The organism is Henriciella mobilis (genome assembly GCF_003576315.1).
Lineage (GTDB): Bacteria > Pseudomonadota > Alphaproteobacteria > Caulobacterales > Hyphomonadaceae > Henriciella > Henriciella mobilis.
The window spans coordinates 220,321-246,763 of sequence record NZ_QWFZ01000017.1 but is presented as its reverse complement, the minus strand read 5'-3'; the positions used below and the strand labels follow the sequence as shown (position 1 = coordinate 246,763).

At 62.9% G+C, this 26,443-nt stretch carries 24 protein-coding genes; 12 read left to right on the top strand and 12 right to left on the bottom strand.

Going from position 1 to position 26,443, the window contains the following annotated elements; genetic code table 11:
• Window positions 1-67: 67 nt before the first annotated feature.
• On the top strand, window positions 68-868 hold the full coding sequence (locus D1227_RS10375) for a PhoH family protein (protein WP_119377479.1): 801 nt from the start codon (window positions 68-70) through the stop codon (window positions 866-868).
• Between the two features lie 57 nt (window positions 869-925).
• Here the strand turns inward: D1227_RS10375 and D1227_RS10370 are convergent, their stop codons facing one another.
• The 6 genes from D1227_RS10370 to D1227_RS10345 all read right to left on the bottom strand — a co-directional run bounded on the left by D1227_RS10370 (window position 926) and on the right by D1227_RS10345 (window position 5,449).
• Entirely contained in the window at window positions 926-2,485 is a 1,560-nt protein-coding gene (locus tag D1227_RS10370) for an ABC transporter permease/substrate-binding protein (protein ID WP_119377480.1), read from the bottom strand.
• Window positions 2,482-3,252, bottom strand: a complete 771-nt coding sequence (locus D1227_RS10365) for an ATP-binding cassette domain-containing protein (protein WP_233350062.1) — start codon at window positions 3,250-3,252, stop codon at window positions 2,482-2,484. The genes D1227_RS10370 and D1227_RS10365 overlap by 4 nt, the downstream gene beginning before the upstream one ends.
• Window positions 3,253-3,271: 19 nt before the next feature.
• Window positions 3,272-3,481: a DUF3126 family protein gene (locus tag D1227_RS10360; RefSeq protein WP_119377481.1), complete on the bottom strand. Its 210-nt coding sequence runs from the start codon at window positions 3,479-3,481 to the stop codon at window positions 3,272-3,274.
• A 75-nt stretch (window positions 3,482-3,556) separates the two neighbouring features.
• Window positions 3,557-3,934, bottom strand: a complete 378-nt coding sequence (locus D1227_RS10355; RefSeq protein ID WP_119377482.1) for a hypothetical protein — start codon at window positions 3,932-3,934, stop codon at window positions 3,557-3,559.
• A 64-nt stretch (window positions 3,935-3,998) separates the two neighbouring features.
• A complete protein-coding gene (gene cysE / locus D1227_RS10350) occupies window positions 3,999-4,802 on the bottom strand; it encodes a serine O-acetyltransferase (protein WP_119377483.1) in 804 nt (267 codons plus the stop codon).
• A 62-nt stretch (window positions 4,803-4,864) separates the two neighbouring features.
• Entirely contained in the window at window positions 4,865-5,449 is a 585-nt protein-coding gene (locus D1227_RS10345) for a PilZ domain-containing protein (RefSeq protein WP_233350061.1), read from the bottom strand.
• A 192-nt stretch (window positions 5,450-5,641) separates the two neighbouring features.
• On the opposite strand from D1227_RS10345, the gene D1227_RS10340 reads away from it, so the two are divergent.
• Window positions 5,642-7,285: a choline dehydrogenase gene (locus D1227_RS10340; protein ID WP_119377484.1), complete on the top strand. Its 1,644-nt coding sequence runs from the start codon at window positions 5,642-5,644 to the stop codon at window positions 7,283-7,285.
• Here D1227_RS10340 and D1227_RS10335 read toward each other — a convergent pair.
• On the bottom strand, window positions 7,282-7,818 hold the full coding sequence (locus D1227_RS10335; RefSeq protein WP_119377485.1) for a GYF domain-containing protein: 537 nt from the start codon (window positions 7,816-7,818) through the stop codon (window positions 7,282-7,284). The two genes, D1227_RS10340 and D1227_RS10335, sit on opposite strands and share 4 nt — an antisense overlap.
• Before the next feature lie 192 nt (window positions 7,819-8,010).
• Between D1227_RS10335 and D1227_RS10330 the strand changes: the two genes are divergently transcribed.
• Entirely contained in the window at window positions 8,011-9,264 is a 1,254-nt protein-coding gene (locus D1227_RS10330; RefSeq protein ID WP_119377486.1) for a TadE/TadG family type IV pilus assembly protein, read from the top strand.
• A gap of 20 nt (window positions 9,265-9,284) precedes the next feature.
• On the opposite strand, the gene D1227_RS10325 is transcribed toward D1227_RS10330, so the two are convergent.
• From D1227_RS10325 to D1227_RS10315, 3 genes are read right to left on the bottom strand one after another with little or no spacing between them, the layout of a single operon-like run.
• Entirely contained in the window at window positions 9,285-12,419 is a 3,135-nt protein-coding gene (locus tag D1227_RS10325) for an efflux RND transporter permease subunit (protein WP_119377487.1), read from the bottom strand.
• A gap of 6 nt (window positions 12,420-12,425) precedes the next feature.
• The gene (locus tag D1227_RS10320; RefSeq protein WP_119377488.1) at window positions 12,426-13,601 is read right to left on the bottom strand and encodes an efflux RND transporter periplasmic adaptor subunit; all 1,176 of its coding nucleotides are present in this window, start codon (window positions 13,599-13,601) and stop codon (window positions 12,426-12,428) included.
• A 23-nt stretch (window positions 13,602-13,624) separates the two neighbouring features.
• Window positions 13,625-14,287, bottom strand: a complete 663-nt coding sequence (locus D1227_RS10315) for a TetR/AcrR family transcriptional regulator (protein ID WP_119377489.1) — start codon at window positions 14,285-14,287, stop codon at window positions 13,625-13,627.
• A 167-nt stretch (window positions 14,288-14,454) separates the two neighbouring features.
• Here D1227_RS10315 and D1227_RS10310 point away from each other — a divergent pair, with 167 nt between their 5' ends.
• The 3 genes from D1227_RS10310 to D1227_RS10300 all read left to right on the top strand — a co-directional run bounded on the left by D1227_RS10310 (window position 14,455) and on the right by D1227_RS10300 (window position 18,463).
• Complete coding sequence (locus tag D1227_RS10310; protein WP_119377490.1) at window positions 14,455-15,084, top strand: nitroreductase family protein; 630 nt, start codon at window positions 14,455-14,457, stop codon at window positions 15,082-15,084.
• Between the two features lie 90 nt (window positions 15,085-15,174).
• The gene (locus tag D1227_RS10305) at window positions 15,175-17,187 is read left to right on the top strand and encodes a hypothetical protein (protein ID WP_119377491.1); all 2,013 of its coding nucleotides are present in this window, start codon (window positions 15,175-15,177) and stop codon (window positions 17,185-17,187) included.
• Between the two features lie 55 nt (window positions 17,188-17,242).
• Window positions 17,243-18,463 (top strand): MFS transporter, encoded by a 1,221-nt coding sequence (locus D1227_RS10300; RefSeq protein ID WP_119377492.1) that lies wholly within the window; start codon window positions 17,243-17,245, stop codon window positions 18,461-18,463.
• Here the strand turns inward: D1227_RS10300 and D1227_RS10295 are convergent, their stop codons facing one another.
• Together D1227_RS10295 and D1227_RS10290 are read right to left on the bottom strand one after the other, a co-directional pair.
• The gene (locus D1227_RS10295; RefSeq protein WP_119404646.1) at window positions 18,464-18,946 is read right to left on the bottom strand and encodes a hypothetical protein; all 483 of its coding nucleotides are present in this window, start codon (window positions 18,944-18,946) and stop codon (window positions 18,464-18,466) included. It abuts the gene before it with no gap.
• Between the two features lie 20 nt (window positions 18,947-18,966).
• Window positions 18,967-20,730 carry an acyl-CoA dehydrogenase gene (locus D1227_RS10290; RefSeq protein WP_119404645.1) on the bottom strand — a complete coding sequence of 588 codons (1,764 nt, stop codon included), beginning with the start codon at window positions 20,728-20,730 and terminating at the stop codon, window positions 18,967-18,969.
• 119 nt (window positions 20,731-20,849) lie between these two features.
• Between D1227_RS10290 and D1227_RS10285 the strand changes: the two genes are divergently transcribed.
• The 6 genes from D1227_RS10285 to D1227_RS10260 are packed head-to-tail and all read left to right on the top strand — an operon-like array spanning window position 20,850 to window position 26,443.
• Window positions 20,850-21,488: a YceI family protein gene (locus D1227_RS10285; RefSeq protein WP_119404644.1), complete on the top strand. Its 639-nt coding sequence runs from the start codon at window positions 20,850-20,852 to the stop codon at window positions 21,486-21,488.
• Window positions 21,489-21,521: 33 nt separating this feature from the next.
• Window positions 21,522-22,250 carry a YceI family protein gene (locus tag D1227_RS10280; RefSeq protein WP_119404643.1) on the top strand — a complete coding sequence of 243 codons (729 nt, stop codon included), beginning with the start codon at window positions 21,522-21,524 and terminating at the stop codon, window positions 22,248-22,250.
• Window positions 22,251-22,268: 18 nt separating this feature from the next.
• Entirely contained in the window at window positions 22,269-23,465 is a 1,197-nt protein-coding gene (locus tag D1227_RS10275) for a cytochrome b/b6 domain-containing protein (RefSeq protein WP_119404642.1), read from the top strand.
• On the top strand, window positions 23,466-24,422 hold the full coding sequence (locus D1227_RS10270; RefSeq protein ID WP_407646995.1) for an L-threonylcarbamoyladenylate synthase: 957 nt from the start codon (window positions 23,466-23,468) through the stop codon (window positions 24,420-24,422).
• A 9-nt stretch (window positions 24,423-24,431) separates the two neighbouring features.
• Window positions 24,432-25,037, top strand: coding sequence for an FMN-binding negative transcriptional regulator (locus D1227_RS10265; RefSeq protein ID WP_119377498.1), 606 nt, complete (start codon window positions 24,432-24,434; stop codon window positions 25,035-25,037).
• Window positions 25,034-26,443 (top strand): FAD-binding oxidoreductase, encoded by a 1,410-nt coding sequence (locus D1227_RS10260; RefSeq protein ID WP_119377499.1) that lies wholly within the window; start codon window positions 25,034-25,036, stop codon window positions 26,441-26,443. The genes D1227_RS10265 and D1227_RS10260 overlap by 4 nt, the downstream gene beginning before the upstream one ends.

Here is a 26,443-nt window from a genome sequence, read left to right as displayed (position 1 = left end):
CGTTTTCCCGCCACCGCCGCGCGCTTTCGCCCGGCGGTTTTTTTGTACCCAAAAAGGAGATCCTCACATGGGTAAAAGAGCCTCTGCCAAGCGTCAGAAAGCCAATGCCGAACTGGAAGCGATGGGCTTCTTCGAGGAAATGGGAGGAAAATCGCGCAGCGAGGCACGGCTGTACGCCATTCAGGGCGGGTGGCATCCAGACGATGCCGAGAAGGTGAGGAACCCGAACACGCCGCGCGACCAGCGCTACCAGAAGAACATCAAGCCGCGCTCGGAGAACCAGGCACGCCTCATGACGGCTCTCGAGACCAAGTCGCTGGTCTGCGCCCTCGGGCCGGCGGGTACGGGCAAGACCTATCTCGCCATCTGCAAGGCCGTCGAGGCGCTCCAGAAGGGCAAGGTCGCCCGGATCATCCTGTCGCGGCCAGCCGTTGAAGCCGGCGAGCAGATCGGCTTCCTGCCCGGCGCGATGGAAGACAAGCTCGCGCCATACCTTCGCCCCCTGTACGATGCGCTCGCAGACCGGCTCTCGCCGCAGCAGCTCAAGCACATGATGGCCGAGGGCCTGATCGAGATCGCGCCGATCGGCTTCATGCGCGGGCGGACGCTCAACAATGCCTTCGTGGTCATCGATGAGGCGCAGAACTGCACCTATACACAGCTGAAGATGCTGCTGACCCGGCTTGGCTGGCACTCCACAATGGCCGTTACCGGCGACCCGGCCCAGTCGGACCTGCTGCCGTCCCTGTCCGGCCTCGCCCAGGCGGCGGAAAAGCTCCAGGGCCTTTCCGACGCCGAAGTGATCTATCTCGAAGGCAAGGACATAGTCCGCCACCCGCTCGTCGCGGAAATGCTCGACGTTCTTTAGGTCCAATCAGCAAGGAAAGGCCAGAAACAGGCGGGCGGCTTTCGGGCCGCCCGTTTTCTATTCGACCGGTTGAAACACCCGCCCATGTAGCCATGCGCCAGCCTCGCTCACGCTCTGGCGCTCCATGTCGACTTTCCCATTCGCCCGGCGCATCAGACCGGTATCGATTGCGCCCTGAAGCGGCTCCAGCGCGTTCAGCAACGCTTCGTTCTCGCCGGCCCGCGGTGAGAGTAGCAGGAAGGCGTCATAAGGCGGCAGGATCGCACGCGTGTCCTCCAGCAGGACGAGATCGAACGCATCGATCCGCGCGTCGGTCGTATAGGCGGTGATCAGCCCCACCTCGCCGCCCTTCACCGCATCATACATAAAGGCCGAATCCATGCTGCGGGTCTGAAGCGACTGCAGGCCGTATGCGTAACGTGTGCGCGTCCATTCCGAGCGTCCGAAGAATTCAGGATCACTGGCAATGGAGATGTCGAGGCCCGACAGGTCGGCGATTGTCTCAAGATCATGCTCGGCCGCCGTCTCCCGGCTGGTCGCAAGCGCGTAAGCATTCTCGAACCCGAGCTTACCCGCCGCCATCACGCCACGCTCATTCAGCAGCCAGGCCGTGACGCGCGCATACATGGCCGAGCGCTGGACCGGCTCGTCGCGCTTCATCAGCGCCGCCCAGATCGTACCGGTATAGTCGACATAGACATCGATGGAATTGTTGGCGAGCGCATCGAAGGCGACCGTCGTCCCCAGCCCATCGCGGATCTCAACGCGTGCGCCATCGGCCTCGAGGGTCCGCTTCAGAAGGTCAGCCAGAATGTACTGTTCGGTAAAGCCCTTGGCGCCGATGACGATTGTCTGGCCTTTCAGCGTGCTGGCGGCCGCAACCTCGCCCGGCGCCGCCGCGCTGCGTTGCCCGCCCTGCCCCGACGCGAAGACGGAGAGCGCCGGCGCGACTATAAGCATCAGGCCCGCCACACCTGCCAGCGCATGCACGCGAGAGCGTTTCTGCGCGGACTTTTCGAACTGCCCAATGACCTGGTCCAGGGCGAGGGCCAGCGCCGCCGAGACAAGGCAGCCGAACAGCACCATGGCCCAGTTCCGCGTCTGCAGGCCCTGGAAGATATAATTGCCGAGGCTGCGTGCCCCGACGGGCGTGGACAGCGTCGCTGTGCCGACCACCCAGGCCGACGCCGTGCGCAGACCGGCAACGATCACAGGTGCCGCCAGGGGCAGGTCGACCTGCTTCAGCCGCTGCCTCGCCGTCATGCCGACCGCCAGCGCTGCCTCGCGAATATCGGCGTCGACGCCCTGCAACCCGACAATCGTGTTTCGCAACATTGGCAGGATGGAATAGAGCGACAGTGCCGCGAAGGCCGGCCAGAAGCCGATCATGCCGCCCATCAGCGGCACCATCAGCGCCAGCAGGGCAAGGCCTGGAATGGTCTGTACGACACTCGCCGTCGCCAGCGCCGGACCGGCCAGTGCCTCACGCCGTGCCGAGAGAATGCCAAGCGGCACCGAGACAAGCAGCCCCGCCAGCAGCGCGCCCATCGCCAGCCGCAGATGCCCGGCATAGTGACCGGGAAAGACCGCCCACTCCTCTGCGAACAGCCCGCTCATGTCTGCCCGCTTTCAAAGGCCCGACCGACCCGTTCGGCCATCAGGCGCGGGGCTTTCAGGAGATCCGACACCACCGGGCTGGCCGGAGCGCTGATCAACTCCTCCGGCGTGCCGACCTGCACGATACGGCCGTCGCTCATCACAGCGATACGATCGGCCAGACGCAGCGCTTCGGCAAAATCGTGGGTCACCAGAACCGTAGCGAAGCCAAGCTCGCGCTTCAGCCCTCCGATATCCTCGATCAGCCCGTCCTTTGTCAGCGGGTCGAGGGCGGCAAACGGCTCGTCCATCAGGATGATGTCGGGCTCACCTGCCAGTGCCCGCGCCAGGCCTATGCGCTGGCGTTGCCCGCCGGACAGTTCGGCCGGATAGCGACCCGCATATTCTGCCGCCGGCAAGCCGACCATATCGAGCAAGGTGTTGAGCTTGGACTGCTGGCGCTCATCGTCCCAACCCAGAAGGGCCGGCGTCACGAGAACATTCTCCGCCACCGTCATATGCGGGAACAGGCCGGCATGCTGCATCACGAAACCGATCCGGCGGCGCCACGCATGCCCCGGCATGCCGAACGCATCGACCCCGCCCAGCGTGACCGCCCCTTCATCAGGTTCGATCAGCCGGTTGAGCATTTTCAGCGTGGTTGTCTTGCCGCAGCCGGAATGGCCGATCAGGGCCAGCGTCTCGCCGGCATCCAGCGCAAAACTCACCCGGTCAACGGCCCGCGTATCGCCAAATGACTTTGTGAGATTGTCGGCCCGCAGCAGCATGCCTGCGATGGTAGCGTTCCTAGCCCCGAATGTCTTCGGAAAGAACCGTCATCTGGAACTGGTAGGCCACTTCGCCCTCGTCGACGTCCTTGTAGACGACGGCGATGAACTCGGCGCCGAGATAGACTTCGACGGAATCGTCTGTCTGGCTGCGCGACACAAGCCGGATTCCGGGATTGAGCTTTTCCTTGAGATAGGCCTCAAGGCGCAGCGTTTCTTCTTTTTCCATGAATCTCTCCTGTCGGTTCCGGACCGGCCTTACGGCAAAACGCTGATGGCTTAAATGCCGGGACCGCAAAAATCCTCAGTTGCCGTAATAGGTCGGCGGTGCATCGCCAACAGGCTTGGGCGCAGGAGCCTCATCCTTCTCTTCCGGCGGATTCACCAGCCGCCACAGCACGCCGCTGATCCAGAAGATGAATTCCACGACGGCCCGCGCAATCAGCGTCATGATGATGCCGAAGATCGTGTTTTCATTGACCAGCGTGCGGAACAGGAACTTGCCGCGCTCATCCATGTCAGGGTCACGGATGTTGCCTTCGATCCAGTTCGTGAAATCGGACAGCCGGTTAAGAAGGTCGGGGAAGAAGGCGAAGCCGAGCAGCATCATGAAGATGACCATGAAGAAGGTCGCCACGATCTTCGATGAAACGAGCGAGAATCCGCGAAGCAGCTTCCACATGGCAATCTCCCTTCCAGCACCCGGAAGAGACGTTAAACAAACCAGCCGGTTCCGCCAAGGCGGACTATTTCGACTCCGGTATGGTCTGATCCATATTGCGCGCTGGCTGTGCACCTTCGCCGCCAACGACGCGTGCCGGTACGCCAGCCACGGTCGTGCGCGCCGGCACATCCTTCAGCACCACGCTGCCGGCGGCGATCTTGACCTCGTCGCCAATGGTGATGTTGCCGAGCACCTTCGCGCCAACGGAAACAAGCACGCCCTTGCCGATCTTCGGATGGCGGTCGCCGACTTCCTTGCCTGTCCCGCCCAGGGTCACGCCCTGCAGGATCGAACAGCCATCGCCGACCACCGCCGTTTCACCGATGGTAATTCCTGAAGCATGGTCCAGCATGACGCTGCTTCCCATCTTCACAGCCGGATGGATATCAACGCCGAACAGCTCACTCGCGCGGGACTGAAAGTGGAAGGCCAGCGTTTCGCGGCCCTCGCGCCAGAGGCGGTTGGCGACGCGGTGTGTCTGTAGCGCAAGGAAGCCCTTGAAGAAGAGGAAGGGCTGCAGCATGCCCCGGCAGGCCGGGTCGCGTTCCAGGACGGCCTGCATGTCGGCCTCTGCGGCATCGACCAGCGCGTGCTCGTGGTCATAGACCGTCGCGATGATATGGCGAATCTGCTGCGCGCCCATTTCCGGGCCGGCAAGCTTTTCAGCAAGATGGAAGGCCAGCGCCTGGCAGATCGTATCGTGCGAGAGGATGGCGGCGTCGATGTAACTCGCAAGCGCCTGTTCGTCGGATGCCGCGGCCTTCGCTTCGAAACGCAGTCTTTTCCATGGCGGCGGCGGCGCACCGATATCGGGGTTCTCGACCATGGCTAGCGGCCTCCGTGCCGAACTCACAACGGGGGCTGAAATGGCGTATCGCAGGCAGGCGTTCAAGCCCTGGCGGGAGATTCGCTCTTTTCATTGCGATGGATGTAACGGATCGCAAAGCCATTGCGCAGCGTGCGGACCACCTCACCGCGCAGGTTGCCGATGGTGACAATCTCACCGACGGAGGGGGCTGGTCCATCCGCCTCGAAGGCTGCGCCCGACAGCGAGATGTCGATCGTGCGGCACTGTATGACACGGCCATCCTGGCGCGTGACCAGCGCCGGGCCACCCCCGGCATAGCGTGGCGCTTCGCGTTCGTCGGTCAGGCCAAGCTGCTTGTAGTTCACCAGCCAGGTCAGGCGGTCGGCAATCTTGTCCCGCTTGCGGGGCGTGATGTTGAACTTGACCGCAAAGCCCTGCGCCGTCTGGCGCACGACTTCGGCTTCAAGCCGGCCAAGATCGTCGAGATAACAAATGAGTGAGGATTCAACGTCCGGGCGGACATTGGCGATGATTTCCGCGCCACCGCAGGAAATGTTCCGCGTCAGCAAGCCGTGATCTTCAGAGCCGTCGCCAAGGAAGCGGCCGTTCAGCGCCAGATCAACCCTGACATTTGCCCGCCGATCCTTGCGCAGATCGGCTCGCATGAGCGGTTGGACTTTAGGCTTGATGCTGCTTTGCAAGATGCCACTCCATCGTCCACGTTGAGGACCCGTCCCGGACGCGACCGGAAGTGGAAGACTATGCATCGCCCGTTCATAAATGGTTGAAGGTTTATGCGAAACTGACACTATCGTCATTTATCGCCCGTCAACTATCTGGGCCGGAGGAGACGCTCAATGAACCAGCACGAAAGCTTCGATTACATTATTGTCGGTGCGGGCAGCGCGGGATGCGTTCTCGCAAACCGGCTCTCGGCTGACCCGTCTGTGTCAGTCTGCCTGATCGAGGCCGGCGGCAAGGATAACAGCCTCATGGTCCGCATGCCGGCCGGGGTGGGCAATCTGATCAAGGAAGAAAACCCGCACAATTGGGGCTTCTACACCACGCCTCAGGCTCACATGAATGGCCGCAAGCTGTGGTGGCCGCGCGGCAAGGGCTGGGGCGGATCCTCTTCGATCAATGGCATGATCTATATCCGCGGCCATGCGCGCGACTATGACCAGTGGCGCCAGTCGGGTCTCAGCGGCTGGGGCTATGCCGACGTCCTGCCCTACTTCCAGCGCTCCGAAGGCTACCAGAATGGCGCCAATGCGTATCATGGCGGCGACGGTCCGCTCGTCGTGGAGGAAAGCCCGCTCGACGCTGAGCCCTATCAGGCTTTCATCAAGGCCGGCGAACAGGCCGGCCATGCCGTCACGAAGGACTTCAACGGTGCCCAGCAGGAAGGGATGGGCGCTTATCAGCGCACGATCAATGACGGCGCCCGCTGGAGCACCTCCTACGCCTTCCTTCGTCCGATCCTCGACGAGCGGAAAAATTTGACCGTGAAATCCACCGCGCTCGTCAGCAAGGTCGTGTTTCGCGGCGGCCACGCGCATGGCGTCGAACTGGTCGCCAGGAGAGGGGCAGAACCTGAACGGGTCGAAGCGGCGAAGGAAGTCATCATCTGCGCCGGCGCCGTCCAGTCGCCCCAGCTGCTGATGCTGTCCGGTGTCGGGCCGGCCGACCATCTGCGCCAGCACGGCATCACGGTCATCGCTGACCGGCCAGAGATTGGCCGCAACCTGCAGGACCACCTGGACGTGACCGTCATCCACAAGATGACGAAGAAACTGTCCGCCTATTCCAAACAGGCCGGCCTGAAGAAGATCGCCGTCGGGCTGAATTATCTGCTGCGCAAGCAGGGGCCGGGCCGCGACAACTTCCTGCAGGCCGGAGCCTTTCTGAAGTCCCGCGAGGGCCTCGACCGGCCCGACCTGCAGCTGCACTATGTGAATGCCATCATGATGGAGCATGGACGCCAGCAGATGAACATGGACGGGTTCACCATCCATGCCTGCCAGCTGCGCCCGGAAAGCCGGGGCACGATCACACTGAACAGTGCCGATCCATTCGATCATCCGGCAATCGATCCCAACTACCTGGCGACCGAGGAAGACCGCCGCGCCATTCGCGAAGGCGTGAAGATCTGCCGGGACATCGCACGCCAGGAGGCCTTTTCCGGCTTTCGCGGTGACGAGATCCTGCCCGGTCCGGGCGTCCAGTCAGATGCCGACATCGACGCCTTTGTCCGCGAGACCGGCGAAACGATCTACCACCCTGTCGGCACCGTCCGCATGGGGATCGATGACGCCGCCCCTGTCGATGGCGATCTGAGAGTTCGCGGCGTGACGGGCCTTCGGGTGGTCGACGCTTCGGTGATGCCGACGCTCATCGGCGGAAATACCAATGCACCGACCATCATGGTTGCGGAGAAGGCGGCAGACCTGATCCTCGGGAAGCCGGCGCCAACCCCGGCCGAGATCGCCGAGCCGGCCTAGGCCGTCTCTTCGAGCGGCGCATCCCAGACCCGGCGGATATGGACATCCGACTCCGGGCCGAGATTGAGCCAGGCCAGCCGGCCCGTCGTCGCATTCGAGATCATGACCTGGTCGCCCGGGCCGATCGTGGCCTGCAGGCGTTCGCGCACGCGGGCCTGGCGGGCGCGCGAGCGGAGCGTCCAGACCCCGGGCATCACCTCGGCGAACTTGCCCAGCCGATTGAGCGCCCCAATGATCTGCATCTTGCCGGTCCCGTTGAGCCGCGTGACGATGAGATAATTGGCGGGTTCGTTGTCGGCGTCATCGCCATGGCGCCCGCCGCTCTCGAACAGGCTTCGCAAGGCATCATGCTCATGAGCGGCGAGGAATTCGTCGGTTGCCGCGCCCGAAACCCGGCTTTCAGGGCCGATCCGCCGCTCCCGGACAAAGGACTGCATCTGGCCGAGCGTATAGGGACCATAAGTCGTGCCGTGAACCAGCACGCGCCATTTCGGCGGATCGACCTCTCCCAGCTCAAGCGCAGTATCTGCCATTTGCGGCCTTTCCCTCATTGCCAGCGACACACCTGTTTCTTCACGTAAAAAGCTGAGCAGGGCGTTAAAACGCGTGGGCCAGCCGCAGTTGTCTTTTGAATTTTCGGTAAATTTCAGCCTTTACCTTTTCGTCCCGTTAGAACCCCGGCCCATAGCCTTGGCAGACGGTTTCAGAGTGCAAGGGGAACTGTCATGCCACGCACCCACCTGTCCAACGCTACGCTCTCCGGAAGTCTTGGCCGCGCTGCCGGGACACTTGCCCGATCAAAACAGGGCGGAACGACCATGCTGTTCGCGCTTCTCGCCATTCCAGTCATCGGCATGGTCGGCTTCTCGGTCGACATGGTCCGCAGCTCGAATGCGAAATCCGCGCTTCGTGCAGCCCTCGATGCCAGCCTGCTTTCCGCAGCGCAGGAAGGGACGTCCAGCTTCCAGACAACGGCGAACGCCTATTTCGGATCGAACGTAAACCAGCTGGCAAAGCTCGACCCCATCGCGAATTTCTCCTTCGCCGAGACCCGAAACGAGGTCGTCTACAAAGGCACGGCGACCGCCAATGTCGGGACAACCTTTGCGGCCATTCTTGGCATCAACAATATCCCGGTGACGCTCTCGGCGTCCGTCACACAGCCAAAAGACATTGCCGAGACCTGCATCTGGGTGCTCGACGAAAGCGCCAACCACGCGCTGACCTTCAACTCCGAAGCGACCGTCGTCGCGCCGGAATGCGCCATCCAGGTCAATTCGATGAACAGCGCGGCGGCCAGCTTCAGTTCGAACATCAATATCCAGTTTTCGGACATCTGCATCGCCGGCCCGGGCGTGACCAACAATTACGGGCCGATCGCTAACATGGAGACGTCCTGCGAGCCCAAGCAGGAGCCGTTCACGGCCAAGATGCCGACCGTCAATCCGGGTGACTGCGACTATTCCAGCAAGAATTTCAATGGTGGCAATGTCACCATGCATCCCGGCACCTATTGCGGGAACATCAACTTCAACAGCGAGCCTTACGTCGATTTCGCGCCTGGCCTCTACATCCTCAACGGCTCAAGCTGGAACGTGAATGGCGGCGAGTGGTATGGCGATGGCGTGACCTTCTATTTCCATGACAACAAGTCCGGCATCCAGTTCAACAGCGCTGTGAAGTCGAACCTGACGCCGCCGACCAGCGGCGACTACAAGGACATCATGTTCTTCGAACCGTCCGGCCTGCCCAAGTCGAACTTCATCTTCAACGACTCGCGCGACTTCAAGATCGAAGGCCTCGTCTACCTGCCGAGCCGCGACACGACCTACAATGCCAATTCCATCTGGCATGCCCGGAAGTTCACCTTTGTCGTGAACACGCTGAAGCTGAACCAGACCAACTGGGACCTGACGCCGGGGGTCGAGTCGCCTGCCAATGATGGCAACGATCCGGCAGACCTCAGGATTTCGAGCTAGGCGCGCGCCCCCACCTGCGCCTACTCGGCCGGCTGCGCAGCATCCCTTGGGTGCTGCCAGCCGCGTCCCGTCACTGCCCGCCAGGAACGGAGCATCGGCTTCATCGTCATGATCCGGAACACAGCTGGCGCGAAGTAGAGCGCGAGCAGCGCCGAACCGGCCACCCCGCCGGCAATGGCCGTCGCCAGGGGCAGCCAGAAGACATCTCCCGTAAGGATGATCGGCACGAATCCGCCCATTGTCGTCAGCGTCGTCGCAACAATGTGCCGTGTGGCGGCGACGACAATCTCGCGCTGCGCAATAACATCGTCTCGCCGCGCGGCCTCGCTGCCCTGTAGCAGCGACAGCACCACGATCGAGCTGTTGATCGAGATGCCAAGCAGGCCGAGCGCGCCGACAATGGCGTTGAAGCCCATAGGCAGGTTGAACATCCACACCCCGCCAAAGGCGAGGCCGACCGACATCCCGCCCGTCATCAGGATGACAAGCGCCATGCGGAAGGAGTTGAACACCAGTGCCACCGCCCCGGCCATGATCAGCACAAGGGGGACGGCCAGCGATGCGAGATTGCCCAAGGCCTCGGTGCGGGTTTCCTCTTCGCCGCCGATGATGATCTCGTAGCCGGGCGGCACGCTGAAGGCCGATGAGTCGAGTGCTGACTGGAATTTCTCCATGACGGGCGGCGGCAGCGAATAGGGTTCGGTGAAGCCGTAGATCTGGTTGACCCGCCGGCCCATATATCGGGTGATGACAGCGGTCTGCGGATCGAGCGTGATCTCACCCAGCGACGCGATGGGCGCGCCGGACCCGTCCGGGCCGTTGCCGATGGTCTTGGAGCGCAGATCAGCCAGCTGAGAGCGGCGTTCGGGCGGCGCGATCACCCGCACCGGGACTTCCTCGATGCCCTCCAGGATGGACCCGGCTGGCACCCCTTCGAGCTCGGCGCGCAAGTCATTGGCAAGATCGACCAGCCGGTCTCCTGACATCGCGGTGGCCGCTTCGTCGGCGCGGATGGTCACGACGGGCGCCCCGAGCTGCAGGCTCGCCTGGGTATAGGTAATGCCCGGGACGCCCGAGAGAATGCGGCGTGTCTCGTTGCCGAGGGCGTTCAGCGTCTCGAGATTGTTGCCCTGGATGAAGAATTCGATCGGCGCATCCACAGGCGGGCCCTGTTCGAATGGAAGCGCCAGGAACTGTGCTTCAGGAAAATCCTCGCGCAGCTTGTCCTGAATGTCGCGCACCATGATGCGCGTGGACATCGCATCCTTGAGCTGCACCCATCCGGCTGCGAAGCCCGGCACGCCCTGCGTATTGTTGAAAGCGTTGTAGTAGACACGCGGCGCGGCTTCGCCGAGTGTGAAGTTCACCATCTCGACATTGCGATAGGTGTAAAGCAGGTCCGTCGCCCGCTCAGCCGCACGGCGCGCTTCATGGATGGTCGCCGTCGGCGGCAGCGTGATCTGGACCTGGAACTGGTCACGTTCAGTCTGCGGGAAGAATTGCAACGGCAGGGTGGAGCCAAGCATGAAACCGGTCACGGTCGGGACAATCCCGATCAGCAGGCCGAGGACCGGGAAGCGCAGGACAGCACCAATCGTCCAGCGATAGCCATCGGTCACGGCGTCGATGGAGATACCGTCCCGAAACCAGTTCTTGCGCTCGCCGGGCTTGCGCTTGCGGTCCAGGTGACCGGCAAGGAAGGGTGTGATCGTCATGGCGAGCAGGAAAGACGTCGCAACCGAGAAGATCACCGAAACGCCGATCATGCCGATGAATTCGCCTGCGCCGCCCGGCATCATGGCAATGGGGGCAAAGGCGAGGGCGGTTGTCAGTGTCGAGGCGAATAGCGGCCCGAACAGCTTCCGGATGGCGATGTCGATCGCATCGATGATCGAATGGCCGCGCGCGCGTTCCTGGTCGTACTCATCGAAAACGACGATGGCATTGTCGATCAGCAAGCCGAGCGAGATGACCAGGCCCGTCACCGACATCTGGTGCAGGTTGTAACCGAACAGGTTGAACAGGAGCAGTACCAGCGCCACGGTCAGCGGCAGCGCTGCACCGACGACAATGGCCGCCCGCCAGCCCATGACAAGGAACAGGACGAGGAAGACGATCAGGGCCGAAAAGGCGAGGTTCTGCGCCAGGCCATTCAGGCGCGTCTCGGTGTAGACGCTCTGGTCGAACAGGATCCGGACATCAATTTCGTCAGGCGACTCCGCTTCGAATTCGGCCACCAGGTCGCGGGCTGTCTCTGCCCATTTGTCGACGCGTTGATGCGGCTGAATGAACGCGCCAACAACAATTGAGCGTTTGTTGTCGGTAAAGTTCGCAACCGTGGCCGGATCTTCTATGCCCTTGTGGACGTCGGCAATGTCGCCGACGCGCAGGGCGGTCCCGTCCGCACGCTGCTGGAGCGGAACGGCCCGTATCCGGGCGATGCCGTCAAACGCGCCACCGATTTCAAGGCCGACATTGGAGGTTTCCCCGCGCACTTGTCCGGCCGGCGTCTTGGCATCCGCAGCAGCAATGAGCTGGGCCGCCTGCGGCATGGACAGACCGGCTGCGGCGAGCGCCTGCGGGTCTATGATGACCCGGACCTCCTCTATGGGGAGTCCGTAGATCTCGGTTTCTTCCGTCCCGGCGAGCGTCTGGAAGCGATCCGACAGGGCGCGCGCAAACCGCGCCATGACAGCGAGTTCCGGCTCTCCCTCGCCTTCCCAGACGAGACCGACAAGGATGGTGCTGGCACCGACATATTGCCGATGGACCTCGGGGATGCTGCTACCCTGCGGCAGGTTCGCCCGCGCGCCGTCAACCTTTGCCCGGATCAGCGTCCACGCATCGTCGACTTCGGCTTCCGTCAGCCCTTCGTCGATCTGCAAGCCGATTTGCGAGACATTGGCTCGCGACGTCGACTGGACCTCCTCGACCTCGGGCAATTCAAGCAGGGCCGACTCGATCGGGTCGGTGACGGTGGCTTCGATGCGTTCGGCATCGGCGCCGGGCAAGGTCGTCAGGACATAGCCATAGCGCTCGACCAGTGTCGGGTCTTCCTGGCGGCCAAGCGTCAGGATCGAACCGATCCCGCCAGCGATGACAACCATGATGAAAAGAATGCTCAGCCGCGGCAGACGATAGAACAGCGTGCGCATGGCGGCTTATCCCTCGTCAGCCGCATTGGCGGTCTGGTCGAGGCGCGGCCGAACCTCCTGGCCGGGCGTGATCCGCTGCAGGCCGTCGATGATGATGAGATCGCCGTCGGAGACCGCCCCCCGGACAAAAGCCTGGTCGCCCTCACTCTGGATGACCTCCACAAGACCGGGACGCACAGTCCACGTGTCGTCATCCTTCCTGGCGATATAGATGGACCACAGGCCGCGCTGGCCTTCAGACAGCGCCGTTACCGGCACCCATAATCCTGGTTCATTGACCTGCCGGGTCATGTTCATGCGGACCACGGCGCCGACGGAAACAGCCTCCGGATCAAGGATTTCGAAGACGCTTGCGACCGTCCGTTGACCGGCATTGATGACGCCCGTCACCGATCTCAGCTCTGCTTCGACCGGGCCCCGGTCCACGGTGAGCGTATAGGTCTCGCCCGGCTCAAGTTCGGCTGCGAGGGCCGATGGCAAGCCAATACGCGCCTCGAGGGCCCCCGTCTCGACCAGTTCAAAGACAGGCGCGCCCGGAGCGGCGATGGCGCCTTCATCGAACATGCGTTCGGTGATCACGCCCGCGAAGGGCGCTGAAATCTGCGACAGGTCAATCTGGACCCGAAGCGCTTCAGCCTGGGCCCTGGCGGCATTGATCCGTGCCTGTGCCGTCGTGGCCTGCGCAGCGGCTTCGTCGACACGCTGCTGGGAAACATGACCCTTCTCAAGGAGGGCTTGCTGGCGCTCCACCGTTGAAACGGCGAGCGAGTGCGCGGCGATTGCTTCGTCGACCTGCGCTTCGGCGGAGGCCAGCTGCGAACGCAGTGCGCGCGTGTCGAGAACCGCCAGGCTCTGTCCCTGCTCGACCCGGTCGCCGATATCGGCCCTCAGAGCGGCAATCCGTCCGCCGCTCTGGAAGCCGAGCTGGCTGGTACGCTTGGCTGACACAAGACCGCTGAACTTCTCATCGAGATCGAGCGATGCCTGCAGGCGCGCCTCGATGACATCCACACCGAGCGGGGTCGGCGCTTCATTGATGACGAGCGGTCCCTCGCTGGACCGTTGGGACAGGACAAAGGCGGCGAGGCCCGCCAGCGAAATGGCGATGACGATCAGAAAGAGAAGGCCCTTGAGGAAACTCGGCCTCGGCTCTTTCGCCACGTGTGCTGATGGCTCCTGCATGGTGCGCTCCTGCTGGGCTGGTCTCAGTCTCGTTTGGTCGGACCGGATTCCAGGCTCCGGATGATAAGGTCGGCGTGAAAGTCTATGAAGTCGTCCTGGCTCATGGCGCTGGGCATGGTCGCCATGGACGGAAAATCGTTGAAATGGGCAATCATCATCGCAAGGCCGTGCATCGACGCCCAGATCGACTTGGCGGCTGTATCGCGCACCAGCTCTGGCCGGAAACAGCCATTGTCCAGCCCCTCGCCCACCATTTCGGTCAGGATGGCGAAGGCCTGGGCGCGATTGGAATCGCTGAACTCGCAGCCCTCCGGCACGGTCGGCGCCGGTGGCGCCACACCTGAAAAGGCCGCCACATAATGATGCGGCTTCTCGAGCGCCTTGCGTACATAGGTCGACACGCACCGGCGCGCCCGCGTCGGGAACGGCTCGGCCCGGTCGGCAATCAGGTTGACGCTCTCGAGGATGCGGCCGAAGAAAGCCTCCTTAAGCTCGTCGATCAGCTCGTCCTTGGACCCGAAATACTTGTAGATGGCGGCCGGGGAATAGTCGATTTCGTCCGCGATCCGGCGGATCGAAAGCCCGGCTTCCCCTTCAACCGCGAAGACCCGTTCGGCGGCTTCAAGAATAGCCCCGCGAACACGGATGCGCCGGCGCTCTGCAGGAGTGTGAAGCTCGTCTTCCATGGGAACTCAGCGTAAACCGACCAGACCTCTCACATAGCGCACGAGAGCAAAAAAGAAAAGGGTGTTCATTTTGTGAACGCTGTTCACTCAGCACCAGCCGCTGATGGTCTGCGCATAGGCCGGACTTGTGTCTATGAATTCAGCGCCGTCCAGATTATCTAGCGCGCATGACCGAGATGTTTCCTCCCGCCCCGCCCGTCGGCGAGCCGATGCTCGCCACACGCCCGTCCAGCGATGTCCGCAAATTCCTGTCGCTTCGCCGTTCGGCCAACAAGGTCGCGATCGGCAATCCCGGGCCCGACCGTGAGCAGCTTGACGACATCCTGGCAGCGGCCACCCGCGTGCCCGACCACCGGCGGCTCTCCCCATGGCGCTTCATCGTCTTCGAAGGCGATGCGCGCGCTGCGTTCGGGGAGGCCGCGGCCAAGGTTCACCTGGAAGAGGCCCCGATGGCGGGTGACAAGGAAGTTGAGACAACACGCGGCCTGTTCATGCGGGCCCCCGTCGTGGTGGCGGTGATCTCCAGCCCGAAGGACGATAATCGTACCCCTGTGTGGGAGCAGGAACTCTCTGCCGGTGCGCTCGCCTACAACCTCCTCCTGACGGCGAATGCCGCTGGTTGGGCCGGCTGCTGGCTGACCGAATGGATCAGCTTCTCCAGCGGCATCAACAAGCTGCTCGGGCTTGAGCACAGTGAACGCGTGGCCGGCTTCATCTATCTCGGCACCGCGACCATGGATCCGCAGGAACGCGCCCGGCCGGACGCTTCATCGCTCATCCAGCGCTGGACTCCCTGACGTTTCCAACCCCCTCGCCTTGCGAGAAATATTGCAAAGTCATGTGAGCTCGTGAATTGTCGATCCTGTTGATTCGGGGACGCAAGACGCATGATCAGACGACTCGCCGCCATTGTCGCAATGGCCGCCATCTCCCTGCCGGCCCATGCCTGGAAGAACTACAGCTCCACTGACAAGTTCGACACCGAATGCCGCCAGCCCAACAAGGGCGTTGGCTGCATCATCGAGGCCGAACAGGTCTATGTTCGCCCCTCAACAGAGGGCGCCGCTCCCAAGAAGCTGTCCCTGGTGAAGCATTTCATACCCGACGAGGAAACACTCATCCCTATCCTCGAACGCCAGGGCACAACCGGGCCGGCTTACGAGAAGTTCGCCCAGGACAACCTCGGCTTCGGCAAGAATAATTATCTCTACTACATCGCCAGGCAGACCGTTCTGACCGGCATTGCGGACGACCAGGGAAACATCCTGCTGCCGGCTGAATACAGGTGGGCTTATCCCGTATCCGACAAGCTCGCCTATGTGCAACGGGTCGATCTACAGTATGGGTACGTCACGCTGGACGGCACAGCATCGTTTACGCCGACCTCATTCTACTGGTCGCATATCAATCAACACTACGGGAAGAAGCCAGACCAGCCCGCCGTTGTCCGGTTTGAAGGCCCGACAAATTCAGACGGTCTGAAATCCTACTTCTTTCCAGGCCCGACGGGCGAGTTCGACCTGACCCTCGACCGCGTCGTGGAACGGCGCGAGCCGGACAAGGGCAACGACTATTACGTCTTCAACAACAATCTCTATGCCTTCCCCGTGCGCGCCGAAGATGGCAGCGAATTCTCTGTTTATGTCGACCCGTTCAAGCTGGAGATCGACCATCTCGGTCCGCAGCTCACCATCATGGCGATTGGTCACTCGCTCGATAACAAGCCCCCCAATCAATGGACCCGGTTGAGCCCCAAAAGCTATGAAGAACTCGATCGTCTCGCCAGGAGTTCCGGCACCGACTTTGTAAATATGCCGCTGGAAAAGCGGGGGACGCTCGCCTCCGGCCACGGCGTCTTTAACGGCGACATCTATGTGCCGCTGAGCCTGGAGGATGGTACGCCGGTCGAACTGAAGGACGGCGCCGTGGGCATGGTGCCTCTCTATGTGAACGACCACATGGACATTTCGGTTTCAGGCGTACGCGGTTGGCTCGTTGTCTACGGCGAAGGGCCGGATCGCTATTACCGCTTCATTACCCATGTCGTTGGCGGGCCGGAGTTCAAGGAGCCACTAGCCGGTAACGTGAACGAGCTGGCACCGATCAATGTCAATCTGTATGCGGTCAACGCCCTGAAACTGGCAGACGTTTGGGTCGGGTCAATGGATGAGGGGCTGTACCGCGACATGTTCAGGGGTCAGAACCCCGACGACATTCCATCCATGCCGCTTCACGCCGCCGTGCGCTTCTTTGAAGACCCGGACCTTGGCGCGGCAGGCGGTATTTCTGACTGGTACACGCTCGGAGCTTCCGGGGAAGATGCTTACGTCCGCCAGACGGCGGAGCATCGTAATCCTCAATTCTACAAATCATCTCCCGATGATCCGCAAACCCTCGTCACCGAAGAGATCATCAAGCAGGCACGGGCCCTGTTCGAGGAAAAATACGACTCCCGCATGGGGCGCGAATACCCCGAGCAATGGGCGGCGGTCCGCGCCGAGCGCCTCGCCAAAAGCCAGCGCGAAAAGGCCGATGAGATTCTCGCCAATGGCTACGAAATCCAGTTCAACGACGTCTTCTACACCGTTGCACGGACGCAAGGCGGCAAATACCTGCAGGCTTACTGGAACAGGTACAAGCAGTTGCCAAATGAGGCCGATGCGAGCGACATCTGCAGCCGGTTCGGCTATAACAGCCGCGAGTGCGGGACTGTCTGGCGCTGGGCTCAGGCCATGTATGAGGGCCGCGCCCAGGCTGAGCGCGTTGCCGCCGAAGAGTATGCCCGCAAGGCCTACCGCCACCCGATCTTCGACTGGAAGCCAGATTACCGCCCACCGCCAAACTATCAGGGCCGCTGCTACATTCTGGGCGATGGCACGGAGAAGTGCTTCTACGACTAGCGGCCTTGCATGATCGCAGGTTCCCACAGCCGCGCATTCGCGCCAGAAAGGCGTCATGTTTTCATTCCTGAAGACCAATGCGCGATGGATCGCGGGCGGCTTCCTGCTCACCTTCTTTTCGTCTTTCGGCCAGACTTTCTTCATCGGCCTGTCGGGTGAAGAGTTGCGGGCGAAATTCTCGCTGAGCGATGGCGAGTTTGGCCTGACCTACATGGTCGCCACCCTGGCCAGCGCGCTGACCCTGCCCTTCATCGGCCGCATCCTCGACCGGATGCCGGGCCGCAATGTCGCCTGGTTCGTCATCCCCTGCCTGTCTGCAGCCTGCCTGCTCATCGCCTTTGCGCCAAGCATCGCGGTGATGGTTCTCGCGCTCTACCTGCTGCGCCTCTTCGGCCAGGGCATGATGACCCATATCGCCCTGACCGAGACCGGGCGCTGGTTTGCCGCCAATCGCGGCCGCGCAACCTCGCTCGTCGTCCCCGGCCATCAGGCAGGTGAGGCGTTGCTGCCAATCTCCTTCGCGCTGATTGCCTCGGCGGCGGGCTGGCAGGCGGCCTGGATCGTCGCCATTGCCGCGCTGATGATGCTGGCGCTTCCGCTGATCCATGTCCTGTGGCGGGTGGAGCGCGTCCCCGGCGAGACTGCCGACAAGGGCCCTGCACACCATACCGCCCGCGACTGGACGCGCAGTGAGGTGCTCCGCGACCCCTATTTCTATGCCTTGTTGTCCTGCGTGCTGGCGCCGCCCTTTATCGGCACGACCATCTTCTTCCATCAGGATTACCTGGTTGAGCTACGCGGCTACTCCCCGCTCGCCTTTGCTGCCGCCTTTCCGCTGAAAGCCGTGACAACGGTGCTGTTCGCCCTTGTCTGTGGCCAGCTCGTCGACCGGTTCGGGGCGCCCCGCCTGCTGCCGCTCTTCCTGCTACCGCTCGCGGTTGCCAGCGCGGCGGCCGCCTATCTCTCATCGGCCTGGGGTGTCTATGTCTTCATGATCCTGATCGGCGTCAGCTATGGCTTCACCTCGACCCTGCTCGGCGCGCTCTGGCCGGAGGTCTATGGGGTGAAACATCTTGGCGCGATCCGCGCGGTGATCGTCGCGGCCATGGTCTTTTCGACCGCCCTCGGCCCGGGCCTGACAGGCGCGCTCATCGATGCGGGCATCGACCTTCCCACACAGCTTGTCTGGATGAGCGTCTGGTGTCTTGGCGCCTGCATCCTGATGGCGGTCGTCTCGCCACGGCTGGTCGCCCGGGCGGCCGCGAGCCATCGCTAGCTAGCGCAACTGGTCTTCGGGGACGCGCTGCAGGTCGATGGCAAGCTCCTGGAGCCAGCGGTTTTCCCGGCCGGCAAAGTGGTCCCGCAATCGCTCTTCCACCGCCGCAGCCGACCAGACAGTTGCCCGCTCCAGACCGATACACTCTTTTAAAGTCGCGGCCTTTTCGCCGCCCGGAAGGCCCGGATGCGCAATGCTTAGCCGGCCGGTCGAGGCATCCTGGCGAAACATCAGGGGATGGCCCTTCAGATTGCCCGGCACATCAAAATGGCCAATGACGGGCCAGCGCTCACGGTGCAGGTCGTCACCGCGCACATGCACGGCAAAAACGACGTCCAGGTCCTTCAGCACCTCCGGCGCCAGATCGGCAGGCGTCAAGACATCGAAGGCAATCAGCAAGCTGGCTTCCGACACCTGCACGTAGCCCTTTTGTCCGTCACCGAGGTCGAGCTGCAGGATATCGCCGGCTTTCGGTCTGCTCATGTCGTCTCCCTGCACGTGTGTCAGGCCAACCCGAACAGGGCCTCGCTCTCGCTCAAGAAGCTGTCGCCGCCGCGCGTGATGCCGGATACGCGGCCGGGCGCTTCCGCCAGCGCCGTTTCGGCGAAGAAGCCTGCAAGCGCCGTCATCCGGCCCCGCATCGTCCCGCCCTCGGTGCGGGCAGCGACCGCGCCGCGCGTCAGGAAATGACCGCCGATAACGTCGCCGGCAAGTTTCAGATAGGCCGTCGCGCTGGCGAGCCCCTTGTCACGGTCGGTCTTCATCGTCTCGACCATCCAGCCAGTGGCTTCTTCCAGCGCATCGGCAGCGGCCACCAGCCGGTCGGCAATCTGGACAAGCTGGGGATCATTCGTCTCGCGCGCAGCCTGTGCCGTGGCGCGGACATCGCCCAGCATGTCAGCCATGGCCTTGCCGTTCGCCATGCCGAGCTTGCGGCCAACAAGATCGATCGCCTGGATGCCGTTCGTGCCTTCATAGATCGGCGCAATCCGCGCATCGCGATAGAGCTGCGCGGCCAGCGTCTCGTTCATGAACCCCATGCCGCCATGGATCTGGACGCCCATGCTCGCGACCTCGACGCCCATATCGGTCGACCAGGCCTTGGCGATCGGGGTGAGAAGGTCCTCGCGCAGTTTTGCAGCCTCGCCGGCATCGCCGTCTGACGTCTTCGCGATATCCGCCGCCACGCCGCAGGCATAGCAGATCGCCCGCGCCGCCATGACATTGGCGCGCATCGTGGTCAGGGTGCGGCGGACATCAGCATGGTGGAGGATCGGTGCCGGCCCATCGACGCCCTTTACCTGGCCCTGCTTGCGTTCCTGCGCATAGGCATAGGCCGCCTGGTAAGCCGCTTCGCCCACGCCGACACCTTCCTGCCCGACATTGAGCCGGGCGGAGTTCATCATGGTGAACATGCAGGCCAGGCCGCGGTTTTCCTCACCGACCAGCCAGCCTGTGGCACCGTCATACTCCATCACGCAGGTCGGCGAGGCATGAATGCCGATCTTCTTTTCCAGCCCGATACACTGGACATTGTTGCGTTCGCCCAGCGAACCGTCCTCATTGACCAGGACTTTCGGCACGACGAACAGCGATATGCCCTTCGATCCGGCCGGCGCATCCGGCAGGCGGGCGAGGACAAGGTGGATGATATTCTCCGCCATGTCGTGATCGCCCCAGGTGATATAGATTTTCTGTCCGCTGATGGCGTACGACCCGTCGCCGTTCGGCACGGCCTTGGTCTTCAGCGCCCCGACATCGGAGCCGGCCTGCGGCTCTGTCAGGTTCATCGTGCCCGTCCACTCGCCGGAGACGAGCTTGGGCAGATACTTCTCCTGCTCTGCCGGGTGGCCATGCTCGACCAGCGCCTCGATGGCCCCGAGGCTGAGCAGCGGACAAAGACCGAAACTCATATTGGCGCCGTGGATGATCTCGAGCACAGCATTGGCCAGCGTCTTCGGCAGGCCTTGGCCGCCCCATTTTTCCGGTGCTGCCAGGCCCATCCAGCCGCCTTCGGCAAAGACTTTGTAGGCATCGGCAAAGCCAACCGGCGCGATAACCCCGTTCCCGGTCAGCTGTGCGCCCTGTTCGTCGCCCGGCTGGTTCAGCGGCGCCAGAACATCAGCAGCGAACTTGCCGGCTTCCTCAAGGATCGGCTGAACCAGGTCCATGTCGAAAGCGGGAAATCCCTCGCCCAGCACCCGCTCGAGGCTTGCCAGCTCGCGAAGGGCGAAGTCCATGTCCTCAACCGGCGCTCTGTATGTCATCTCATGCGTCTCCCGGATAACTACTATGTCCCATCATCCTTTTGACAGGGCTGGAACGATTGCGGTTACCGTCTACTTAGTCGTACAACCAATGCCAACACCACAAGGAGTTCCCGTCCATGCGTCGTTATATAGCGCCCCTCGCCGCTCTCGCCTTCGTTTCTGCACCTGCCTTCGCGCAGTCGCTCGACGATGTCGCCGCAGGCACCTACCAGCTCGACAGAAATCATGCCTTCCTGACCTGGACGATCGAGCACAACGGACTCTCCGACTATACGGTGAACTTTACCGATTTCGACGCAACGCTGGACTTCAACCCGGAAGCGCCGGCCACCTCTTCGATCGAAGTCACGATCGATCCGCTGGGCGTGGAGTCGAACTATCCCGGCGACTACAAGGGCACCCACCCTGACAGCGAGTTCGACAGCTGGAACGAAGCCCTGTCGAAGGATGCACGTTTCCTCAACGCTGGCTCATTCGGCGAGATCAAGTTTGTCTCTTCCGGTGCCGAAGTGACCGGCGAGAATACCGGCACGGTGACGGGTAACCTGACCTTTCTCGGTGTGACGCGCCCGGTGACGATGGATGTCACCTATAACGGCGTGACCAACTACCCCTGGAACAATGGCCGCGACACGATCGGTTTCACCGCATCGACGACGCTGAGCCGCTCTGCCTTTGGCCAGGAATCGCTGGAAGAATTCCTTTCCGATGAGGTTGTCGTGGAATTCTCCGGTGAATTCCTGCAGGCTGAATAAGCTGACAATTTATAGCCAAGAGGGCTGATAGACATGAAACTGACCCCGATTTTCCTTGCCGGCGCCAGCGCGCTCCTGATCGCTGCCTGCAATCCAGCTGAAACGCCGGCAGAACCCGGCACGTCCACGCCGGACGCAGAAACCGAAACGTCAGCCGCCGAGCCGGCCGAGGCTGAACCGGCTGGCCCGCTGGCCGATGTCGCCGACGCGACCTACGCGCTCGACAAGAACCATGCGTTCCTGAGCTTCACCGTCATTCATGGCGGCGTCTCGGAATACACTGTCGACTTCACCGACTTCGACGCCACGCTGGACTTCAATCCCGATGAGCCGGAAAGCTCGTCCATCCGCGTCACGATCGACCCGATGGGCCTGAATGTGAACTATCCGTCCGATTTCAGCGCCTATCACCCTGACAGCCCTTATACGAGCTGGCCGGAAGCCCTGTCGAAGGATGCACGTTTCCTGCAGGCCGGATCCTTCCCGGAAGTCACCTTCGTTTCGACCGATGTCGAGCGCACCGGCGAGACGACTGGCACCGTGACGGGTGACCTGACCTTCCTTGGCGTGACCCGGCCGGTCACCCTCGACGTGACCTTCAATGGCGTGGGCAATACACCATGGACCGGCGAGCGTGACATTCTCGGCTTCAACGCCTCGACCACGATCACCCGGTCCGAATACGGCCAGGAGTCCCTGCAGGGCGTCATCTCCGACGAGGTGGAGATCGAGTTTTCGGGGGAGTTCCTCCAGGAGGAATAAAGCCGGGAGCGCCCAGACATGCCCTATTCCGCACGCTATAGCGCCGTGGCGATTGCCCTTCACTGGGTGATCGCCGCCGGCATCATCTTCATGATCGGTCTTGGCTGGAACATGGAGGGCAGCGAAAGCCTCTACCAGCTTCACAAGTCGATCGGCATCACCATCCTGCTTCTGACCGTCGCGCGGATCGTGTGGCGTCTGCTGAACCGGCCGCCGGCCCTGCCGGGCGACATGAAGCCGTGGGAGAAGACGCTCAGTCATGGCGTGCATGTCGCCTTCTACGCCCTGATGCTGCTGATGCCGCTGACGGGCTGGCTACTGGTCTCGACATCCCACGATTTCGACGTTCCGACCGTGCTTTATGGCCTTGTCAGCTGGCCGGACATTCCGGGCGTCGGCTTCCTGTCGAATGAGACCGGTCATGGCGTGGTGGAGTTCGTCCATTCCAAGCTGGCCTGGGTCGCGATCATACTGCTTGGCCTGCATGTCGCCGGCGCCGTCAAACATGAAATCTCCGCCGAGGAAGGCGTTCTCAAGCGCATGATCCCTGGCCTTTTCGGCAAGACGAACCGGCCGAGTGCGCCGCCGCGCGCCTTCTTTGCGGCCTTTGGCGCCGCGCTTGGCGTGTTTATTCTCATCGCCGGCGTGCCGGCCCTTTTCGGCGGTGGATCGGGCAATGCGACGCCTGCCGCCGAGGCGTCCGCAGGCGCGGCCATCGAGGCGAACTGGACGGTCGATCCGTCTGCTTCGTCGATCGAATTCTCCGGCACCCACGAAGGCAGCATCTATCGCGGAGCGTTCAATGACTGGTCAGCCGAGATCCAGTTCGATCCGGACGACCTCGACGCCGCCCGGGCCCGCGTCACGGTGCGCACCGGCTCGGCCGAGGTGAACCGCAAACTCTACACTGACAGCCTGAAGTCGGCTGAATGGTTCAACGTCTCGCAACACCCGCAAGCGACGGTCGAGCTCGGCAATTTCCGGCAGACGGATGACGGCTATGTCGCCGATGCGACGCTGGCCCTGAAGGACAGCTCCGTCACCGTGCCTTTCGCGTTCACGCTCGATATCGATAGCGACACAGCAACCATGCAGGGCTCCACCAGTGTCGAGCGGACCCCGCTCAATCTCGGCCAGCAGTCCGATCCGGGTGCAGACTGGGTCGGCGAGACGGTCAACATCACGGTGGAGGTTCGGGCCTCGCGCGCAGGCTGAATGGGTGCTAACGGGCAGCTGATGCCTGCGCCTGTTCTCACTCCTTCGTCCGACGTGATCGCGAAAGCGGTCGCGATCCTGCGTTCCGGCGGGCTCGTCGCCATGCCGACCGAGACGGTGTACGGCCTCGCCGCCGACGCCGCCAATCCTGAAGCGGTCGCCGCCATTTACAGGGTAAAGGAACGACCCGTTTTCAATCCGCTGATCGCTCACCTCGCCTTTCCGGAGGCGGCGTTCGAACAGGGCCACTTCTCACCCGCCGCGAAAGCGCTCGCGAACGCGTTCTGGCCTGGACCGCTGACCCTGGTTGTCAATGCCGTGCCCGCCACGACGGTCTGCGACCTGGCGCGGGCCGGCCTCGACACGCTGGCGCTGCGCGTCCCCGCACACCCCGTCGCCCGTGACCTGCTCGGCGCGTTTGGCGGGCCGCTGGTTGCCCCGTCCGCCAACCCGTCCGGCCGCATCAGCCCGACCCGGGCGGAGCATGTCGCGACCGATATGGGCGAGCTTGTCGATCTCATTCTCGATGGCGGCCCTTGCCAGGAAGGCCTGGAATCCACCGTGGTCGACGCGCGCGGCGACGCACCCGTCCTGCTAAGGCAGGGCACGATCACGCCCGGCAGGATCGCGTCCGTCTGGCCCGGCCTGACCGAAGGTGGACAGGACGGCCGGCCGGTCTCCCCCGGCCAGCTGCTTCGACATTACGCCCCGGACGCCACGCTGCGCCTGAACGCCGACAAGGCCGCGCCGAACGAAGCCCTTCTCGGCTTTGGTGCGGTGGACGCCACCCTCAACCTCTCCCCCTCCGGAGACCTTGCCGAAGCGGCGGCAAACCTCTTTGCCATGCTGCGAGACCTCGACCGCAGCTACGACCGCATCGCGGTGTCGCCCATTCCACCAGAAGGCCTGGGCGCGGCGATCAATGACCGTCTGGCGCGCGCTGCCAATCGAAGTTAGACAAGCAGTATGCACCCGGCACCGGCCTTTCTGGACACTGATCGCGACCGGCTCCTGAGGCGGATCGAGGCCTGGCCGTTCGCCCTTGTTGTCGGCGTGACGGAGGGGCGCGCCCGTGTCGCCCACACGCCAGTCATCCGAAACAACGGAGAAACCCTTCGCTTTCACCTGGCGCGGACGAATCCTGCCTGTCAGGCCATCATCGAGGCGCGCCGGGCTTTGGTCGTCTTCACCGGGCCGAACGATTATATCTCGCCGGACTGGTATGGCATGGAAGACCAGGTGCCGACCTGGAATTACCTGTCCGTGGAGGCTGAAGGGGCTGTCCGTCCGCTGGACGATGACGGCGCCGCTGTTGTTCTCGACACCCTGTCTGCACGTTTCGAGGAAGACCTCTACCCGAAGCCGGAATGGACCCGGGCGAAGATGAGCGCCGGCCGGTTCGAGGCGATGCTGAAAGGGATCACGGCCTTTGAAATGGCGCCCGAGAGGCTGGAAGGGATTACCAAGATCGGCCAGAACAAGCCCGATGAGGCGCGCCAGCGCGCGGGCGCGGCCTTGAAAGCGGCGGGCGGTGACCCAACCCTTTCCACAATGATGGAGCGCAAGTCATGAGCCAGCTGCCCACTGAATTCCTCAACGAGGCCAAAACCCTGCTCGGCGACAAGGGCTGGAGCGAGGATGCCGACCGGCTGAAGGATGCCGCAACGCCGTGGCGCGGCAACTGGCCGGGCGAGACGCCTTTCCTTGCGATGCCGGGATCGACCGAACAGGCCGCTCAGCTGGTCAGGCTCTGCGCGAAGCACAAGGTCGCGCTGGTGCCACAAGGCGGCAATACCGGCCTTGTCGATGGCGGCACGCCGCATGGCGAAATCACCGTCTCGATGCGCCGGATGAAGGCCATTCGCGCGGTCGACACGAAGAACAACTCGCTGACCATTGAGGCCGGTGCGCCCCTGGTCGACGCTCAGGAAGCGGCCGATGAGGCGAACCGGCTGTTCCCGCTCTCGCTCGGCTCCGAAGGCCAGGCGACGATTGGCGGGCTGATCTCGACCAATGCCGGCGGGGTCGCCGTGCTGCGCTATGGCATGATGCGTGACCTGATCCTCGGCCTCGAAGTCGTCCTGCCCTCTGGCGAGGTGTGGGACGGGCTGTCGGGCCTTCGGAAGAATAATACGGGCTATGACCTCAAACACCTGTTCGCCGGCGCGGAAGGCACGCTTGGCCTGATCACGGCGGCGACTCTCAAACTCTTCCCGAAAGTGGCCAAGGCAACTGGCTGGGTAATCTGCAAGTCGGCCAGCGATGTCGTCGACCTGCTTACCCTGGTGCGCGATCATGCCGGCGATACGGTGACCAGTTTCGAAATCATTCCAGCCCGGGCCATTTCCATGGTGCAGGCCGACGCGCCGGATACGCGAGACCCGGCCCCGTCCGAACTGCCCTGGCGGGTGCTGGTCGAAGTGTCGATGGCGCGCGAAGAGCTGGCGCGCGACACGCTTATGGAAGCGCTCGGCGACGGCATCGAAAAGGGCCTCGCCGACAATGTCATCATTGCCGAGAACAAGGCGCAGGCCGACAGCTTCTGGCACATCCGCGAAACCATCCCTCTGTCGAAGCGCGCCTTCGGGACAGCCATCAATCACGATATCTCCGTGCCGGTTTCGGCGATTCCGGCGTTCCTCGACGTCACCGAAGCAGAGATCCACAAGGTGGCCGCGGAGGCAGAGATCGTCGCCTTCGGCCATGTCGGTGACGGCAATTTGCACTACTCGGCCTGCGAGCCGAAACACGCGACAAGCCCCATCCTGTCAAACCATGCCGGCGAGATCACGCGCATCGTCCACGAGCAGACCATGCGCCATGGCGGCTCGATCAGTGCCGAGCACGGGGTCGGCCGGCTGAAGCGCGACGAGCTGGCCGGGATCCGCCCGCAGGTCGCCACCGACACGATGCGGGCGATCAAGACAGCGCTCGACCCGCTCGGCATCATGAATCCGGGCCGCGTCGTCAGCGTCTAG

Bases quoted from the DNA above. Each gene is read 5' to 3' on its own strand.
- D1227_RS10375 (WP_119377479.1), top strand. From the start codon at position 68: ATGGGTAAAAGAGCCTCTGCCAAGCGTCAGAAAGCCAATGCCGAACTG.
- D1227_RS10370 (WP_119377480.1), bottom strand. From the start codon at position 2,485: ATGAGCGGGCTGTTCGCAGAGGAGTGGGCGGTCTTTCCCGGTCACTAT.
- D1227_RS10365 (WP_233350062.1), bottom strand. From the start codon at position 3,252: ATGCTGCTGCGGGCCGACAATCTCACAAAGTCATTTGGCGATACGCGG.
- D1227_RS10360 (WP_119377481.1), bottom strand. From the start codon at position 3,481: ATGGAAAAAGAAGAAACGCTGCGCCTTGAGGCCTATCTCAAGGAAAAG.
- D1227_RS10355 (WP_119377482.1), bottom strand. From the start codon at position 3,934: ATGTGGAAGCTGCTTCGCGGATTCTCGCTCGTTTCATCGAAGATCGTG.
- cysE (WP_119377483.1), bottom strand. From the start codon at position 4,802: ATGGTCGAGAACCCCGATATCGGTGCGCCGCCGCCGCCATGGAAAAGA.
- D1227_RS10345 (WP_233350061.1), bottom strand. From the start codon at position 5,449: ATGCGAGCCGATCTGCGCAAGGATCGGCGGGCAAATGTCAGGGTTGAT.
- D1227_RS10340 (WP_119377484.1), top strand. From the start codon at position 5,642: ATGAACCAGCACGAAAGCTTCGATTACATTATTGTCGGTGCGGGCAGC.
- D1227_RS10335 (WP_119377485.1), bottom strand. From the start codon at position 7,818: ATGGCAGATACTGCGCTTGAGCTGGGAGAGGTCGATCCGCCGAAATGG.
- D1227_RS10330 (WP_119377486.1), top strand. From the start codon at position 8,011: ATGCCACGCACCCACCTGTCCAACGCTACGCTCTCCGGAAGTCTTGGC.
- D1227_RS10325 (WP_119377487.1), bottom strand. From the start codon at position 12,419: ATGCGCACGCTGTTCTATCGTCTGCCGCGGCTGAGCATTCTTTTCATC.
- D1227_RS10320 (WP_119377488.1), bottom strand. From the start codon at position 13,601: ATGCAGGAGCCATCAGCACACGTGGCGAAAGAGCCGAGGCCGAGTTTC.
- D1227_RS10315 (WP_119377489.1), bottom strand. From the start codon at position 14,287: ATGGAAGACGAGCTTCACACTCCTGCAGAGCGCCGGCGCATCCGTGTT.
- D1227_RS10310 (WP_119377490.1), top strand. From the start codon at position 14,455: ATGACCGAGATGTTTCCTCCCGCCCCGCCCGTCGGCGAGCCGATGCTC.
- D1227_RS10305 (WP_119377491.1), top strand. From the start codon at position 15,175: ATGATCAGACGACTCGCCGCCATTGTCGCAATGGCCGCCATCTCCCTG.
- D1227_RS10300 (WP_119377492.1), top strand. From the start codon at position 17,243: ATGTTTTCATTCCTGAAGACCAATGCGCGATGGATCGCGGGCGGCTTC.
- D1227_RS10295 (WP_119404646.1), bottom strand. From the start codon at position 18,946: ATGAGCAGACCGAAAGCCGGCGATATCCTGCAGCTCGACCTCGGTGAC.
- D1227_RS10290 (WP_119404645.1), bottom strand. From the start codon at position 20,730: ATGACATACAGAGCGCCGGTTGAGGACATGGACTTCGCCCTTCGCGAG.
- D1227_RS10285 (WP_119404644.1), top strand. From the start codon at position 20,850: ATGCGTCGTTATATAGCGCCCCTCGCCGCTCTCGCCTTCGTTTCTGCA.
- D1227_RS10280 (WP_119404643.1), top strand. From the start codon at position 21,522: ATGAAACTGACCCCGATTTTCCTTGCCGGCGCCAGCGCGCTCCTGATC.
- D1227_RS10275 (WP_119404642.1), top strand. From the start codon at position 22,269: ATGCCCTATTCCGCACGCTATAGCGCCGTGGCGATTGCCCTTCACTGG.
- D1227_RS10270 (WP_407646995.1), top strand. From the start codon at position 23,466: ATGGGTGCTAACGGGCAGCTGATGCCTGCGCCTGTTCTCACTCCTTCG.
- D1227_RS10265 (WP_119377498.1), top strand. From the start codon at position 24,432: ATGCACCCGGCACCGGCCTTTCTGGACACTGATCGCGACCGGCTCCTG.
- D1227_RS10260 (WP_119377499.1), top strand. From the start codon at position 25,034: ATGAGCCAGCTGCCCACTGAATTCCTCAACGAGGCCAAAACCCTGCTC.